This is a genomic window from Streptococcus sp. VTCC 12886 (assembly GCF_049893425.1).
GTDB lineage: Bacteria > Bacillota > Bacilli > Lactobacillales > Streptococcaceae > Streptococcus > Streptococcus suis_AA.
In genome coordinates this window covers 1-15,321 of record NZ_JBMVJB010000043.1, presented here as the reverse complement: position 1 = coordinate 15,321, position 15,321 = coordinate 1, and the positions used below count along the sequence as shown (strand labels likewise).

The window sequence follows — 15,321 nt, the reverse complement described above, 5'->3', positions numbered from 1 at the left end:
ACCCGAAAAGAAGGCACTCTCTTCGGGTTTTCGGTCTGTACTGAAATCAAGGTATTATTGGGAATCCCAGCTTAAATTATAGATACCGTAAGGGATTTTATTCTTTATTTAAAACTTTGCAACAGAACCAAAAAATATAAGTTTCAGGAAAAGTTTGCTTTTTCTCAAAGCATGGCTATAAATAATTGTTAGTCCATTCTTAAGGTCGATAACACTTTTCAATACCGACCCTAATACCGACCTCAATACTGACCTTGATACCGACCCTAATACTGACCCTAATACTGACCTTGATACCGACCTCAATACTGAACAAAAAAAGCCACCTGATTGTAGTGACTCAATTAATATATCTAAAATCTTTCTAAAGGATACCTCGTATGTATCTGGTTGATCGAATATCAAGCCTTCTGACTGATTCATGGCATATAACGAGGTGGTCTTTGGGTTTCAAACTAGTTCGATACATTTGATTAGGCATAATAAAATTTCATATTCTCAAAAGATGAGAAAAATTTATATTATCCCAAAAATTTGGTAATACTATCTGTAATATTTTGAATTTGTTCAGGGATATTTTCGGTTATATCTCCTGCAACATTTTGAATTTGTTCAGGGATATTTTCGGTTATACCTCCTGCAACATTTTGAATTTGTTCAGGGATATTTTCGGTTATACCTCCTGCAACATTTTGAATTTGTTCAGGAATATTTTCGGTTATACCTCCTGCAACATTTTGAATTTGTTCAGGAATATTTTCGGTTATACCTCCTGCAACATTTTGAATTTGTTCGGGAATGTTTTCGGTTATACCTCCTGCAACATTTTGAATTTGTTCAGGAATATTTTCGGTTATATTCCCCAAAATTTCTTGTGCTTGTTCAGTTAAGTTTTGAAATATATTTTTAAACATTTATAGCTCTCCTTCTATATCTTTTTTATTTGGCAATAATAATCTCAATGAATTTAGCAGAACAACCAGCGTACTTCCCTCATGCAATGTTATGCTTAGTACCACCGAGGTATTTTTCCATAGACTAATATACACTAAAAATAGAACAACTAATAAAGCAAATATTATATTTTGAGTTACAATATTTTTTAATCTTTTAGAAGTTTTATGTGCACTCACAAAATTACCAAGGTCATTATTCATTAATACTACATCTGCAGTTTCTATAGCTACATCCGTGCCATCTCCCATCGCAATACCTACATCTGCTACAGCAAGTGCTGGTGCATCATTCACACCATCTCCGATCATCGCGGTTGGACCATATTTTTCTTTATTTTCATTTATTATTTTTGCCTTTTCATCAGGCATTACATTTGCCTGCACATCTCTTACGCCTAACTGTTTCCCAATTGCCTTTCCCGTTAATACTGCATCACCAGTTATCATAATAGTCTTTATTTGATTCTTATTTAAATATTGAATTGCCGAAATTGCAGTCTTTTGAGGAGTATCTTGAATTGCTATTAAGCCTTCGACTTTATCGTTAACAGCAATAAATACCACCGTTTTTCCTTCATTTTCAAAGTTTTCCTGTTTTTCAATCCATTCTTGACTTACGATTTTAAAAGCACTTGGTTTAGCAATTCGATAGCTTTCTCCTTGGTAGGTTGCGCTCAACCCTGTCCCAAGTTCATTTTCTACTTTGATATCGTAGTCAACTTTTTGAATTTCAAATTTATTAACTATAGCATTTGCTAATGGGTGATTACTTTGCTTTTCCATTGCTACTAATGTATTTCTAAAGGATTCACCATCAAGTTCGGGATTAAAATAGAAATCTACTACTTTTGGTTTTCCTTCTGTCAATGTTCCTGTTTTATCAAAAGCGACAGCTTTTAAATTAATTAAATTTGAAAGAAAATTACCACCTTTAAATAGTATTCCTTGTTTTGCTAAAGATGATATTCCAGCTAATGTTGCAGGAATTGCAGCAACAGCTAATGCACATGGTGAAGCAGAGACTAGAAAGACTAAACTTCTTGAAATTGTTTCCGTTAATGTCCAGCCTAAAAACATTGGAGAAAATATAATTAAAGCTAAAAATATTACTAATACTCCGTTGACATAGTGTGGTTCAAAACGTTTTATGAAATCGGCAGTTGGTGAAAGGTTATTTTGTGACTCTTCAACCATAGTTAATATTTTAGAAAATACTGTATCCTTGCTATCCTTGGATACTCTCATAGTGAATGTACCTGTACCATTAATGGTTGAACCAAAAACAATATCACCAACATTTTTTTCTCGAGGAATACTTTCACCATTTATGGTTGACTCATCAATGCTTGTTGAACCATTAAGTATGATACCATCAGTTGGAACTTGCGCTCCATTCAAAACTTGAAGTCTATCACCTATTTTTAATTTATCAATCGAAACTACTTCTATATTTCCCTCATTATTAATTAAACGAGCTTCCGTAGGATTTAGTTCTATTAGTTTAGTAATTTCCCGTTTACTTTTTCCCTCAACATATTCTTCAAGAAAGTGTGCCCCTGCGAATATAAAGATTAGTAGAGCAGCTTCAACGGCTTCTCCTAAGAAAATTGCACCTATTGCGGCAAGTGTCATTAAAATATGCGTATTAGGAGTAAATCTTTTCTTTTTGACTGTCTCTTTTATGGTATCATCTATCCCTTCAAGCATTACATGATATCCCGATAAAATAGTTGCTATTATGCTAATTAAAACTCTGACTGTACTTGATATTGGGAGTAATAATCCGATGATAAAAATTATTATTCCGATAAAATATAAGCGTAATGCTCTCTTTTCTTTTAAAGCTGTAATTAAGCTTTTCATATTAGATCCCTCTTCTAAATGATATAATTATTTTTATATGTTATACTGATATTATAAACTATACCTTTACGGTAAGGTCAAGGAGAAAGAATGGAAAATAAAAATTATTTGACTATAGGAAAACTTAGCAGCTATTCTGGTATACATATCAAGGCTTTAAGATATTATGAGTCTATCGGCATTTTACATCCAGCATTAATTGATGCTAATAATGGTTACCGCTATTACTCTCATGCACATATTCCATATGTGAAAATTATAAAATTATGTGCTGATTATGGAATTCCTCTAGGGACTTTTAACGACTTTATTAAGTCCGAAACTGAGATCAATTTGATCAAAATCATTAGAAAAGCTAGTAACATATTAGAATTAAAAGAAAAGCAATTAAAAGAGGATAAGCAATTTTTAGAATATATACAAAATGAAATAAGCTTATCTCAAAAACTAGACTCATCAATTAATGTTGATTTAGAGCAAACTCATGAGGATTTTATCTTGATACCTTTCGATGATGTATTTTTTTCAAATAAGTACTATGATACAATTAATAAAACTATCTCTATGTTGAAGGATTTAGAAATAGAATTTTTTAACCGAATTGGGTGTTATTATTCACTCCAGTATGGTAACTACGATAAATTTCTTGCCTTAAAAGTTCGGGGCCACTCATCAAAGTTAAAAAACATAAAAATTTTGCATATTGATCATGTCTGTGTTCAAGCACAACATATTGAACCTGATAAGATAACGGATGAATTAATTAGACTTAAAAAACTTAAGCAAAATTCTATATTAATTCTGGAAACTTACGAAAATCCGTACAACTTTTCAACGCCACATCTGGAATTAAGGATATTATTAAATTAATTGGCAGTTATCTAAAAATACAATACTAGATATGTATCTAGTATTGTATTTTTTAATTTGGGAGTAGGAATACTACATTTTCTGGGCTAATATTTGTTCTAACATTTCCCCAAGGAAATGTCCCACTGGACTAATGTCAAATATTTAGACACAAAATGAGCTATATTTTCTTGAAATAATTTTCTTCTTTCTGATTTGGAGTTAAACCATTGTTGGCGGAATGAGGATTATAATTGTTATAAAATTGTTCGATGTATTCAAAGCAAGAGAGTTGAACTTCTTGAATGGAGTGATAAGTTCTGCGATTAATTTCTCGTTGTTTAAGATACTTGAAAAAGACCTCAGTCACGGCATTATCATAAGGATAACCAGGTTTGGAGTAAGAAGCAAGCAATTGATGCTCATCTAATAGCTTTCTAAAGGAAGCTGACTTAAATTGACTGCCTTGATCAGAATGAAAAATGATTGGTTCTTTAGGTTTTCTTTTCTTTATAGCTATCTCTAAGGTATCACAGGCGAGTTTGGCATCAATTCGATCACTTACTTTCCACGCAATACATTTCCTTGAGTAGAGGTCAAGAATAGCACAGAGATAAACATGTCGTTTAGGTCCTATAGAGATATAAGTGAAATCTGTTGTCCAAACTTGATTTGGGGAGTTCGGGTTAAATTCTTGTTTAAGCAGATTATCAGAAGAAAATACAGGAGCTTTTTTTGATTTAAAACGATGTTTGATGGTTGACATTTTAGGGAGTGTCATAGACTTGAGAAGTCTTAAGATACGGCCTTCAGAAATATTAACGCCATAATCACGCAGAAGAATGATTTTAAAAGCTCTCGTTCCAATTCTTTTCTTGGCTTTCATATAAATCTCAAGGAGTAATTTTCTCAAGCGTTGATTTTCTACTTCACGCTTCGAAGGCCTCTTGTTTATGAAGTTATAGTAGGTGGAACGATTGACATGTAAAACACGACAGAGCATAACTGTCGTGTGTTCAAATCGGAGTCTATAGATGGCTTTCAATCTTACTTGGAGTTTTGCATGAATATGGCACTCGCTTTTTTTAAGATCAGATTTTCTTCCTCTAGTTGGGCATTCCTTTTTTGTAATTCTTGAATCTGTTTAGCAGTCAACACCGTATTATCTTCAAGACGCACTTGAGAGTACTGCTTAATCCATTTTGCAAGTGCAGAAGAAGATACCCCATAATCTTTACAGAGTTCAGTTTGTGTTTTACCAGTTTGATAGAGATTAACGAACGATTGTTTGAAATCCTCGTCGTAACGTTTAAAACCTGACATAAAAGTCCTTTCATTTTTGTGTCTTAATAGACAGATTACAACACACAATTTTCTGTCCACTTTTATAGTATAGTATAGCTCCAGTTTCGACTCCTCTCAAAATTTCAGACACATACGGTGCTCCTCCTAAATTTGACAGGGATAGGCTTATGTGGTAATATTTTAATGATACAAACTATGAGAAATGTAAGTACCGAGGAAATTATGGGAATCGAAAAAACAGTCAGTGAATTAGCTGAAATTTTGGGAGTGAGCCGCCAGGCAATGAATAATCGTGTTAAATCACTTCCAGAAGAATTCGTAGAGAAAAATGACAAGGGTGTGACTGTTGTAAATCGTGCTGGCTTGATTAAGTTGGAAGAAATCTACAAAACAACCATTTTTGAAGATGAACCAATTAGCGAAGAAGTTAAGCAGCGCGAATTGATGGAAATCTTGGTTGACGAAAAAAATGCGGAGATTATTCGTCTTTATAGTCAATTAAAAGCCAAAGATAAGCAACTTGCAGAAAAAGATGAGCAACTCAAAGTTAAGGATGTGCAGATTGCAGAGAAGGACAAACAACTGGATCAACAGCAACAGTTGACTCTCAAAGCAATGGCTGATAAGGAAGTCCTCAAGCTGGAGTTAGATGAAGTCAAAGCGCAGTCACAAGAAGTGCAAACCAAAGGTTTCTTTGCACGCTTGTTTGGAAAATAAAAAGGTCCAGTGGACCTTTTTATCATGAGCCTGAAAATAAGGAAGCGAATCAAGGTCCAGTGGACCTTTTTATCATGAGCCTGAAAATAAGGAAGCGAATCAAGGTCCAGTGGACCTTTTTATCATGAGCCTGAAAATAAGGAAGCGAATCAAGGTCCAGTGGAGCTCTTCACTCATCCAGGCTCTTGACAACTGATAATTTTGATTCTCGAAGAGTATGAGAATGTGGAAGTGAATGATTGCACTAAAAAGATTGGTAGGTACCAATCTTTTTTTGTCTTATATCGTAAGCGCATTGTTACTTAATTTTTGTAATCGTTCGTTAGGGGTAAAGAATCTGGAATGGGAACTATTTTATCTGCTTCCCATTCCCTCTCTTATTATTCCATATTTGACAGAGTCGTAATAATGTCCCTTCCAGTATCGCACTTTGCGGATCTGCGCTTCTTTTATCATACCGATTTTTTCAGCTGCTCGCATCATACGGTGGTTGTCAGACCAAGTAGTGAGTCCGATATGTTCTAATTCAGTATTAGTTTGAAAAATATGATTCATCCAGAGTTTGAGAGCTCTTGTCCCGTAGCCCCCATTCCAATACTTTTGCTGATAGATAACAATCCCGATTTCGAGCCATCGAGTTTTTTCATCTTCCCAATGTCGTGTAACAATTCCTATCGGTTCTTGATCTACAAATATGCCCCAAACAGTATCATTACAGAAGAAATTGTAAAGTTTACTCATTCGAAATGCTTCAAAATCAGGATACATCTGATAATCTTCAAAATAAGGTCCATCCCATTTTTTCCACTCAGGTTGGATTTGGCTATATCCATTTTTCCAAATTGAATAGAAATGCTCTTCTTTCAATACTGCAATGGTCGGTTGGGTAGTCATTCATTTCTCCTTTATTTTTCTATTTTTTCATGTTTAATGATGGCTTGCAATTCCTGAAAGAATATGGGACACTAGTACCATGAAAAAGATATATCGTGAATTTCAAAAAATCTATTACAACTTAGACAAGATTCTATTACTCTTTTTTACCCTGTTCGCATTTATGGAGTTTGTGTGGATACCACTTAATTCGTGGGTCTCAGAAAGGCTATTAGCCCTAACAGGTCATGCTTATCTTTCACCGACGAATCTTTTATCGGTATTTTCTGAGAATCTTTTTGTTTCTGGCTTGTTTATTCTCTTATTTTTCGCCAATATTGGGATTGCCTATCTGGAGTTAGCTCTTCTATTTACTGGGGTTTGGCAATTGTTAGATGAAAAAGTCAAGCACTTATCGGATTACTTGAGAGATGTTAGAGATAGTATGGTCGCAATTATCCGTCATAGTAGCTTACCAAAAATTATCTTCCTCCTTTTTTATTCAGTTCTCCTTTTACCCTTTCTACGTCGAATATTAAATATTTATTATTTTAATAAAATCGTTGTGCCACAGTTTGTCCTTGATTACCTATCCAACACAGTCTGGATAGGGGTCTTGATTTTAGTTTCCCTCCTCCTTTTCTTTTGGCTTGCCTCCCGACTCATGTTCGCACTACCGAAAATCTATTTTGAACATAGGAGTGTGAAAGAATCTATTGCATTTTCTTGGAAGCATACAAAGGGAATCAAACAAGTCAATTACCTTGTGCGTTTAGTTGGCTTGGTCACTTTTCCGGTTATCTTTTTTACGGGAGTTGCATTGTTGCTCTATTCTATACAGCTGTTAGTAGAAGATTATGCTCCAAGTCTTTCATATTGGTTAGCTGTTGTTTGCTATATAGTATTAAGGTTAGCCTATTACGGAGTCATTGCTCTCTTTATGATAGGTTTTATCAGTCTATTAACCGGAAAGAAGCTACCAATATATCGTCGCAAGCGTCTCCGTCATCGTCTTCGATTGGCTATTTTTCTGGTATCTAGTCTTGTTTTTGGTGTCCAAGGGGCATTGCTCCTTTATTACCCATTTGACACCTTGCCAGTGACTATTTCCCATCGAGGTGTTGACAATGGCAATGCTGTTCAGAATTCGATTGAGGCTCTGGAAAAGACCTCTCAACTCAAGCCGGACTATATTGAGATGGATGTTCAGGAGACCAAAGATGGCCAATTCATTGTCATGCATGATACAGATTTAATGGCTTTGACGGGCAATACCGGAGGGACACATGACTATACTCTAGCAGAGTTGACGGCGATGACTGCATCAGAAAACGGGATGACAGCTCCTGTTCCTTCTTTTGATGAGTATCTAGAAAAAGCTGATGAGCTTGGTCAGAAATTATTAGTGGAAATTAAAGTAACAGATGCAGATTCACCAAATCTTACAGGAAATTTTCTGAAAAAATATGGTCAACGTCTAATTGCTAAAGGTCATCAAATGCATTCGTTAGACTATCGTACGATTATTGAAAGCAAACAATATAATGAGCAACTGGTTTCTTTCTTCATTCTTCCGTTCAATTCCATTTATCCAACCACTGTGGCTGACGGATATACAATGGAATATACTTCGCTTGATCAGAATTTTATGACTAAGTCTTGGATCCGAGGGAAATCTGTTTATGCTTGGACACCAAACGATGAAGAGAGTATGACCAAGATGCTCTTGCTGCAAGTAGATGGTATTATTACTGATAATTTAACAGGTCTAAAAAGTTTGATGAGTGAATTGGAAGAGAATCATCGCTATCCTGATCTATTTTTCCTTGAATTTCAGCACTTACTCTATAATTTTGAATAACAAAAAGACGTGAACGGTCACTATGCCACTCGCGTCTTTTTATGTTTTAAAATGGTAATTTACCTGCAAATGCACCAAGTTTTTTCTGAGTTACCTCATCAACTTTTGTCAGAGCATCATTGATAGCCTGGACTGTCATTTCTTGCAATGTCTCAATATCGTCAGCATCAACAACTTCAGACTTAAAATCGATTGATACTAATTTTTTATCCCCAGTAAAGGTTGCAGTAACTAAGTCCTGTACAGAACTACCTGTAAATTGAGTAGCAGCTAGTTCAGCTTGACTCTTCTCCATTTGCTTTTGAAGTTTTTGAGCTTGGCGCATCATATTTTGCATATTCATCATAAGATTTTTAAGATTCCTTTCGTATCAAGGGTTTAGACCCTTTTATTTTGAAAATTCAACCTATTTTGACCACTTTTTCAGAAGTAATCAATTGTAGAGGAGATTTCTTGTATGATTAATATTATATCATGATTAAATAATAACTCAAAATGAAGAATGGGTTAATCAGATTTATCAATCAAACATATATACAATCAAAATTTTTCAAAGTAGCTAGTTATAATCATTTACTCTAGAAATTAGTGCAAAATTCCATGTAACTGTAAATTTGATATATTAACCTATTTTAAATTGACTTTGCTGAGCGAACAGGTTATAAATAAAACAAAAACTGATTATAACCAGAGGCAAGGAGAAGTTATGTTTCGTTTAGCAAAAGAAGAACTTGAAAAATTGGGCGCAAGTATTACTGCAAAGGAAATTTTCCAACAACCTGGTCTATGGCAAGAGGCATATCAAGTATATGTGTCTCAGCTAGAAGCGATAGAAAGTTTTCTATCGGGGATAAAAGAAAAACATGATTTAATCCGAGTAATCTTTACCGGAGCAGGGACATTAGACTTTGTTGGTCAGAGTATTGCAAATTATCTAAACCAAGTCAATGACCTGAAACACATTCGTTTTTCTACAGTTGGTTCTGTTGAACTAGTTGGACGCACCTATGATTATCTTCAAGCGGATATTCCAACTATTTTAGTTTCATTTGCCCGTTCAGGAAATTCACCTGAGAGTTTAGCTGCAGTTGAAATTGCCAAACAGTTAGTGGATGAACTTTACCAAGTGACAATCACGTGTGCACCAGAAGGAAAACTAGCTGTTGCGGCTGAGGGGGATACCGATAACCTCTTGCTCTTGCAACCAGCAGGTTCAAACGATAAAGGTTTTGCAATGACTGGAAGCTTTAGTTTCATGTCTTTGACAGCCCTTCTAGTATTTTCACCAGCTAGCCAAGAAGAAAATGCTCATTGGGTTGAAACGATTATTCGCTTAGGTCAAGATGTCCTTGATCGGGAGGACTATGTACAAGATCTGGTCAATCTAGATTTTGAGCGTGTTATTTATCTGGGCGCTGGTGGTTTCTATGGCTTAGCTCACGAAGCTCAATTGAAAATCCTTGAGCTCACAGCTGGTAAGATTGTTACACTGTATGAATCTCCACTCGGATTTCGTCATGGTCCAAAGTCATTTATTAATGATAAGACACTGGTTATTCTTTTCGCATCAAATGATGCTTATACTCGCCAGTATGATGTTGACTTTACTTAATGAGGATGGTATTGCCAAAAGTGTTGTTGCACTTTCAGCTGATCAATTGGGGGGAACTGAGGCACCGAACTTTATCCTCTCTGAAGGGGGACTATTCTTACCGGATGTTTTCTTAATGTTCCCTTACATTCTTTTTCCTCAGACAGTGTCTATCTTAACTGCAATTAAATGCAAAAATTTACCAGATACACCGTCACCAACTGGGACAGTAAACCGTGTTGTGCAAGGTGTTATTATTCATCCATTAGAAAAGTAGAACATTCATTCGAGTTGTATAGTAGTGCGACTCGTTTTGACTCGTCTATTTGAATTGGTAGAAGCAATTTACATTGAAAAAACGCATAGAATCATAATGAACATGATTTTATGCGTTTTGTTTTGGGTATTCCATTTTAGATAAAACGGAATGGAAATATTTTATTAATGCGGTAAGATTAATTGAGATTGGCTTAAATCAAGGCTGATTTGCCATTCGGAATTATCTCTTACAGTGCACTCAAAATCAGTCGTATAAAGGACTAAGCGGAGTTTATCACCTTTTTTAAGTTTATAAATAGTTGGTTGCAGTTCCCATCGAAGCGTCATCCAATGATTTGGAGTAACGGCTTCTACAGTCAATAAATCGGTACGATTTTGAAGATTGATGAATCCTTTGGTAATCAGGCGATAAGGCGTTTCTGTAAATGGAAGCTCAGTTAGGTTTTCTTGGGCGTAATACCGACCGTTATCCAAGCTGTTTCGAGACACCATTCCTGGAATTGGGCTGAGTCGTTTGGCAGGGCCAAAATCCAAGAGTTGGGCTGAAAGCAATCCTTTGCTGACACTTGATTTGACCTGTAGTTGAAGGATGGCTCTCCCATTTAGATGGATATCTTGATCCAATTCGAAGTCGATGGTTACTTGGTTGGCTTTGTCTGAAATGAGATCTTGGTGGAATGTAGGATAAGATTTGCAATACTTTTCAAAGGTTTCTTCGTCGTAATGATTTTGGATTTGCGCTTGATCTTGTCCCAATGGGAATTGAGATTCTGTCTGTCCTCCAAACGTTTCTAAGTCAGTCCATGTTTGAGCTGCGCTGTTATCTTGCCAAATGACAGTAGGAAGTTGGTAGTCATTGTCATATCCGAGTAATTTTTGGCTAAGTAGAGCATTCATGGATTCACGGAAATCGATTGACTGCCAATTATTCATATAGACATGGGCGCCATTATGGAAGAAGAGATGTTTCTTGATATGGCCAGGTAGAGCATGGAACATGTTCCACACATGAATTGGTTTCACATTCCAATCTTGTGATCCATGGGTAAAGACAACTTCACAGTTAACCTTGTCCGCGTGGAGAAGATAGTTACGATCGTGCCAGTATTGGTTGTAATCGCCATTTGAACGCTCAAGTCCGACGCGCTCAGCTGCCAGTCCTCTTTCGTAGGCTTCTTTGTTACGAAGGAAGTCACCTGCTTGTAGGCTCTTAGAATAGGTTAAAGCAGTTAAGCTATCTAAATCTTCTCCAGGATAGCCTCCTGGACTGGTAACGAGCCCGTTTTCCCGGTAGTAGTCATACCAAGAGGAAATTCCTGCTTCTGCGATGACGACTTCCAAACCCTCTACACCAGTTGTTGCTAGGGCGTTAGACATTGTACCCAAGTAAGAGAGACCAGTTGTTGCTACCTTGCCGTTTGCCCAATCAGCTGTGACTTGCAGTGAACGTGTATGGTCTGTATAGGCCTTATTACGGCCGTTTAGCCAGTCGATAACTGCCTTATACCCTTCTACCTGTTGGTAGTCTCCAGAGGTCATATAGCCCGTAGATCCTAGCGTACCGACACCCGAAACATGAATGCTGGCAAATCCACGACTAAGGAAGTATTCGTTTAGGGAATAAGAGCCAATATGGCCTAATTTTTCAGTTGCGGGGCTGCTTGGGAGATCCCGATTGTCCAATTTCAGTTTGTTGATTGTGCTTGATACGACCGAAATAGTGCCAGCTGGTTTCTCAGTTAACTCGCCCTCCATCTTATGCAGGGCTTTGTCGCTAGCTATCTCGTTGACACCTTGATGATAAGGACTGTTGGTAATGACCGCAGGAATTTGTCCATTAAAGCGTGGACGGAGAATGGACACCTTGACCAAATCCGTTTGCCCACTGTCAGCTGTATCTACAGGAGCTTCAACATAGACCACCTCACGGATGAGCTGTTTGGTCGAAAAAGTTGCTAGGGATTTGCCATTGAAGAAGTGGTACTGGTTATCTTCAGGAATCAGATCATCGCTGACAAGTTGATCTATCAAGGTATTACCAGACTTGGTACGAGTATTGAGCAGATGGTAGATATTTTCGATAATATCGCTGTATACAATTGGGAAATTGGTTTTCTTTACAAAGTCGTCAATATCTGTGTAATCAAAATTTGGAACAAATCCAAGCAATTGGAAAGCTACATGATAGAAAATTTGGTCTGTAACCTCGCGCTCAGAGCGGAAAAAAGTTAGTAAATCTGTTTCCCAGTCCGCAATCATATTGGACAATGGGAGGTCAGTATTGCTAGTCAGAAAATGGCATTTTCTCACAAATGTTTCTAAATTTTCCTTGTTACTGGCATTTGGATTTAGGTGGAAACCGAGACTGGCAAGTTCTTGGAGGTAGATGGAATCCTCTTTTTTGATAAAAGAATATTGGTTAAAGCGCATAAATTCTCCTCTTTTTTTTGATAATAGTCTATAATAGACATTATATCTGATACTCCTTGCTTTGTCTAAGGGGGAGGGAATTTAAGCAAATAAATTTACTGAGAAAGTGTAAAAATCGACATTAAATCAGTTGTAAAAATGGATAAAATTCTATAAAATAATAAGATACAGTAGGAGGGGAAACGAGATAGAGTGTTAAATACAAAAGCAGCAATTGTTCCGGTTGTACGGATCAATAATAGAAAATTAAATCAAGAATTTTTAGAGAGAGACTTAGGGATGAAAACCATCCTTGAAGAGGGGGCATTTGCAGAGTTTAGTGGACATGCTGGTGTGGAGACAAAGCTTGTACTTGTTGAGTCGCCAAGCATGAGAACCCGTGCAGTAAATGGGACAAAAAAGTTAAATAAAATCATCATAAAAGTAGACAAGGCCGAAGAGATTGAAGCCCTATTAGCAGCGGGTACACAGTATAGCAAGCTTTACCAAGGAAAAAACGGATTTGGATTTGAAGCTGTTTCGCCTGAGGGTGATACATTTCTGTTGCATGCGGAAGCATCTGCTGAGGAGTTAAAAACGATTCTTCCACCAGTTCCATTTAAAGGACAGGGTGATTTTTCTGGCTTGACGGCTTTTACAGTTGAGTCAGTTTGGATAAATACTCCGCAGCCAAGCGTCAGCCAAGATTTTTATGAAACTATCTTGCCAAATCAAACTTTTTTGCGCTTCATTGGTGCAGAAGGCGAAGAGTTATTAGCCCCCGCAGAACAAGTATGGGATTTAGATAGTTTACGTTTCCCGGTTGAGAAAGATTTTGATTGGGCAAACTTGGAAAGCCAGTTAGAGGGTCCGTTCTTTAAGGACAAAAAAGAGACATTCATTCAAACTGTGGACCCAAGTGGCATTGAATTGTGGTTCGAAAAATGAGACAAGTTATCATAGACAAGATTTCAGAGCAGATTGAACAAGGGGTCTATCCTGGTGTCAGTCTGGCTCTTTTTTCTAAGGGTCAGTGGCAGGAGTACTATCTGGGCACACAAGACGGTCAGGTGCCAGTTCAGCCAGGCTTGACCTATGATTTAGCCTCCGTTTCCAAAGTAGTGGGTGTAGGGACGCTCGTGATTTTTTTGGTCAATAGCGGAGCTCTGGAGTTGGATAGGACCTTACAGTCTTACTATCCAGCTTTTCAAAATAGCCAAGTAACCATCCGTCAATTGCTCACTCATACCAGTGGTATTGATCCTTTTATTCCCAATCGGGATAATTTAAATGCAGAGCAACTTAAAGAAGCGATATTGAACATCAGGGTCACAGATAATAAGGATTTTCTCTATACAGACCTCAATTTTCTTCTATTGGGCTTTTTGTTGGAGGAATTAAGTGGAGACAGTCTGGACCAGCTTATCAGACGAGACGTTCTAGAGCCCTTTGGCATGTCCCAAACCTCCTTTGGCCCAGTGAGTCAGGCAGTGCCGACAGTGCGTGGTGTGCCGTCTGGTGTGGTGCATGATCCCAAGGCGCGTGTATTGGGTGTCCACGCGGGAAGTGCAGGTCTTTTTTCGACGATTAAGGATTTGGAAATCTTTTTGGAACATTACCTGACAGAGGATTTTGCGGCAGATTTGACCCAGGACTATGGTTTTGATGTCAAGCGCAAGCGGTCGCTGGCCTGGGATAAAAAGGGGGATTGGCTGTCGCATACAGGCTATACGGGAACCTTTATCATGTACAATCGACCCTTGCAAAAAGCGGCTATTTTTCTCTCGAATCGTACCTTTGAAAAGGATGAGCGTGCCCAGTGGAAGTTGGATCGAAACCAAGTGATGGCTCTAATTCGGCAGGTTTTAGAGGGTGAAGTGAAATGAGATATGTTCTTCTACTGAGAGGAATCAATGTCGGTGGACGTAATAAAATAGTGATGGCAGATTTGCGTCAAGCAGTGGCTGATTTAGGTTATGACAATGTTGAGACCTACATTAATAGTGGCAATCTTTTCTTCGATTCTACAAAGGATAGGAGGGAGATTGTTGCTGATTTTCAAACTTTTTTTGCAACAACCTACCTTTTTGTGAAACAATTTGCTCTGTTAGATGCCCAAGATTATCAAGCAGAATTCGATCAACTTCCAGCTTGGTGGCAAGAAGAATTGGCGAGAAAGGATGTTCTCTTTTTCACCGAAGGTTTGGAAAAGCAGACTATGATTGACTATATTCAATCCTTAATGTTAGGCGTCGAAATTGTGTTTATTTCTGCTTATGCAATCTATTGGGGCAAATACTTCGAAGATAGCTATTTACAAACGGCCTACCACAAGTAGTTGGCTAAGTCACCTTTTTACAAGCAGGTAACCATACGAAATTCAAAAACATTTTCAGCAATATCAAACTATTTGAATACTAAAAAAAATACTAAAAGTCACTGATTTGTAACGCTCTTGACATCTTTCTCTTTTATCTATAATAACTAGGATAAATGACAAAAATAGGCTCTATAATTTCTGTAGTGGGTAAAACCACCGTGGAGATTATGGAGCCTTTTTTAGTGTAGAAAAAAAGTCCCATATGACCTATAATGAAAAGCGACGAAACTCACATTAG

General features: G+C 37.2%; 10 protein-coding genes and 3 pseudogenes. 7 read left to right on the top strand and 6 right to left on the bottom strand.

Translation table 11 applies throughout. The features are described from left to right. Nucleotides 1-521: 521 nt before the first annotated feature. Nucleotides 522-914: a hypothetical protein gene (locus ACPC57_RS10525; RefSeq protein WP_434066925.1), complete on the bottom strand. Its 393-nt coding sequence runs from the start codon at nt 912-914 to the stop codon at nt 522-524. Continuing rightward, nucleotides 915-2,819: a heavy metal translocating P-type ATPase gene (locus ACPC57_RS10520; RefSeq protein ID WP_003134160.1), complete on the bottom strand. Its 1,905-nt coding sequence runs from the start codon at nt 2,817-2,819 to the stop codon at nt 915-917. A 90-nt stretch (nt 2,820-2,909) separates the two neighbouring features. Here ACPC57_RS10520 and ACPC57_RS10515 point away from each other — a divergent pair, with 90 nt between their 5' ends. Beyond that, entirely contained in the window at nt 2,910-3,689 is a 780-nt protein-coding gene (locus tag ACPC57_RS10515) for a MerR family DNA-binding transcriptional regulator (RefSeq protein ID WP_039670418.1), read from the top strand. A gap of 144 nt (nt 3,690-3,833) precedes the next feature. On the opposite strand, the pseudogene ACPC57_RS10510 reads toward ACPC57_RS10515, so the two are convergent. Next, a pseudogene (locus ACPC57_RS10510) lies at nt 3,834-4,991 on the bottom strand (IS3 family transposase). Between the two features lie 204 nt (nt 4,992-5,195). On the opposite strand from ACPC57_RS10510, the gene ACPC57_RS10505 reads away from it, so the two are divergent. Further along, nucleotides 5,196-5,690, top strand: coding sequence for a DUF536 domain-containing protein (locus tag ACPC57_RS10505; RefSeq protein ID WP_217375195.1), 495 nt, complete (start codon nt 5,196-5,198; stop codon nt 5,688-5,690). 354 nt (nt 5,691-6,044) lie between these two features. Here ACPC57_RS10505 and ACPC57_RS10500 read toward each other — a convergent pair whose 3' ends face one another. Then, the gene (locus tag ACPC57_RS10500) at nt 6,045-6,584 is read right to left on the bottom strand and encodes a GNAT family N-acetyltransferase (RefSeq protein WP_434066924.1); all 540 of its coding nucleotides are present in this window, start codon (nt 6,582-6,584) and stop codon (nt 6,045-6,047) included. A gap of 79 nt (nt 6,585-6,663) precedes the next feature. Between ACPC57_RS10500 and ACPC57_RS10495 the strand changes: the two genes are divergently transcribed. Continuing rightward, nucleotides 6,664-8,424, top strand: a complete 1,761-nt coding sequence (locus ACPC57_RS10495; RefSeq protein WP_434066923.1) for a glycerophosphodiester phosphodiesterase — start codon at nt 6,664-6,666, stop codon at nt 8,422-8,424. 46 nt (nt 8,425-8,470) lie between these two features. Here ACPC57_RS10495 and ACPC57_RS10490 read toward each other — a convergent pair whose 3' ends face one another. Further along, complete coding sequence (locus ACPC57_RS10490) at nt 8,471-8,770, bottom strand: YbaB/EbfC family nucleoid-associated protein (RefSeq protein ID WP_434066922.1); 300 nt, start codon at nt 8,768-8,770, stop codon at nt 8,471-8,473. Between the two features lie 360 nt (nt 8,771-9,130). On the opposite strand from ACPC57_RS10490, the pseudogene ACPC57_RS10485 reads away from it, so the two are divergent. Then, nucleotides 9,131-10,292, top strand: a pseudogene (locus tag ACPC57_RS10485) (SIS domain-containing protein). A 164-nt stretch (nt 10,293-10,456) separates the two neighbouring features. Here the strand turns inward: ACPC57_RS10485 and ACPC57_RS10480 are convergent. Then, the gene (locus tag ACPC57_RS10480; protein ID WP_434066921.1) at nt 10,457-12,724 is read right to left on the bottom strand and encodes a Xaa-Pro dipeptidyl-peptidase; all 2,268 of its coding nucleotides are present in this window, start codon (nt 12,722-12,724) and stop codon (nt 10,457-10,459) included. Nucleotides 12,725-12,916: 192 nt separating this feature from the next. Here ACPC57_RS10480 and ACPC57_RS10475 point away from each other — a divergent pair, with 192 nt between their 5' ends. The 3 genes and pseudogenes from ACPC57_RS10475 (at nt 12,917) to ACPC57_RS10465 (ending at nt 15,146) form a co-directional block, all read left to right on the top strand. After that, nucleotides 12,917-13,651, top strand: coding sequence for a CppA N-terminal domain-containing protein (locus tag ACPC57_RS10475; RefSeq protein WP_434065448.1), 735 nt, complete (start codon nt 12,917-12,919; stop codon nt 13,649-13,651). Further along, nucleotides 13,648-14,589 carry a serine hydrolase domain-containing protein gene (locus ACPC57_RS10470; protein ID WP_217374292.1) on the top strand — a complete coding sequence of 314 codons (942 nt, stop codon included), beginning with the start codon at nt 13,648-13,650 and terminating at the stop codon, nt 14,587-14,589. The genes ACPC57_RS10475 and ACPC57_RS10470 overlap by 4 nt, the downstream gene beginning before the upstream one ends. Continuing rightward, nucleotides 14,586-15,146: pseudogene (locus ACPC57_RS10465) on the top strand (DUF1697 domain-containing protein). The gene ACPC57_RS10470 and the pseudogene ACPC57_RS10465 overlap by 4 nt, the downstream one beginning before the upstream one ends. The last annotated feature ends 175 nt before the right edge of the window (nt 15,147-15,321 follow it).

Bases quoted from the DNA above. Each gene is read 5' to 3' on its own strand.
- ACPC57_RS10480 (WP_434066921.1), bottom strand. From the start codon at position 12,724: ATGCGCTTTAACCAATATTCTTTTATCAAAAAAGAGGATTCCATCTAC.
- ACPC57_RS10470 (WP_217374292.1), top strand. From the start codon at position 13,648: ATGAGACAAGTTATCATAGACAAGATTTCAGAGCAGATTGAACAAGGG.
- ACPC57_RS10525 (WP_434066925.1), bottom strand. From the start codon at position 914: ATGTTTAAAAATATATTTCAAAACTTAACTGAACAAGCACAAGAAATT.
- ACPC57_RS10490 (WP_434066922.1), bottom strand. From the start codon at position 8,770: ATGATGAATATGCAAAATATGATGCGCCAAGCTCAAAAACTTCAAAAG.
- ACPC57_RS10515 (WP_039670418.1), top strand. From the start codon at position 2,910: ATGGAAAATAAAAATTATTTGACTATAGGAAAACTTAGCAGCTATTCT.
- ACPC57_RS10495 (WP_434066923.1), top strand. From the start codon at position 6,664: ATGAAAAAGATATATCGTGAATTTCAAAAAATCTATTACAACTTAGAC.
- ACPC57_RS10500 (WP_434066924.1), bottom strand. From the start codon at position 6,584: ATGACTACCCAACCGACCATTGCAGTATTGAAAGAAGAGCATTTCTAT.
- ACPC57_RS10520 (WP_003134160.1), bottom strand. From the start codon at position 2,819: ATGAAAAGCTTAATTACAGCTTTAAAAGAAAAGAGAGCATTACGCTTA.
- ACPC57_RS10505 (WP_217375195.1), top strand. From the start codon at position 5,196: ATGGGAATCGAAAAAACAGTCAGTGAATTAGCTGAAATTTTGGGAGTG.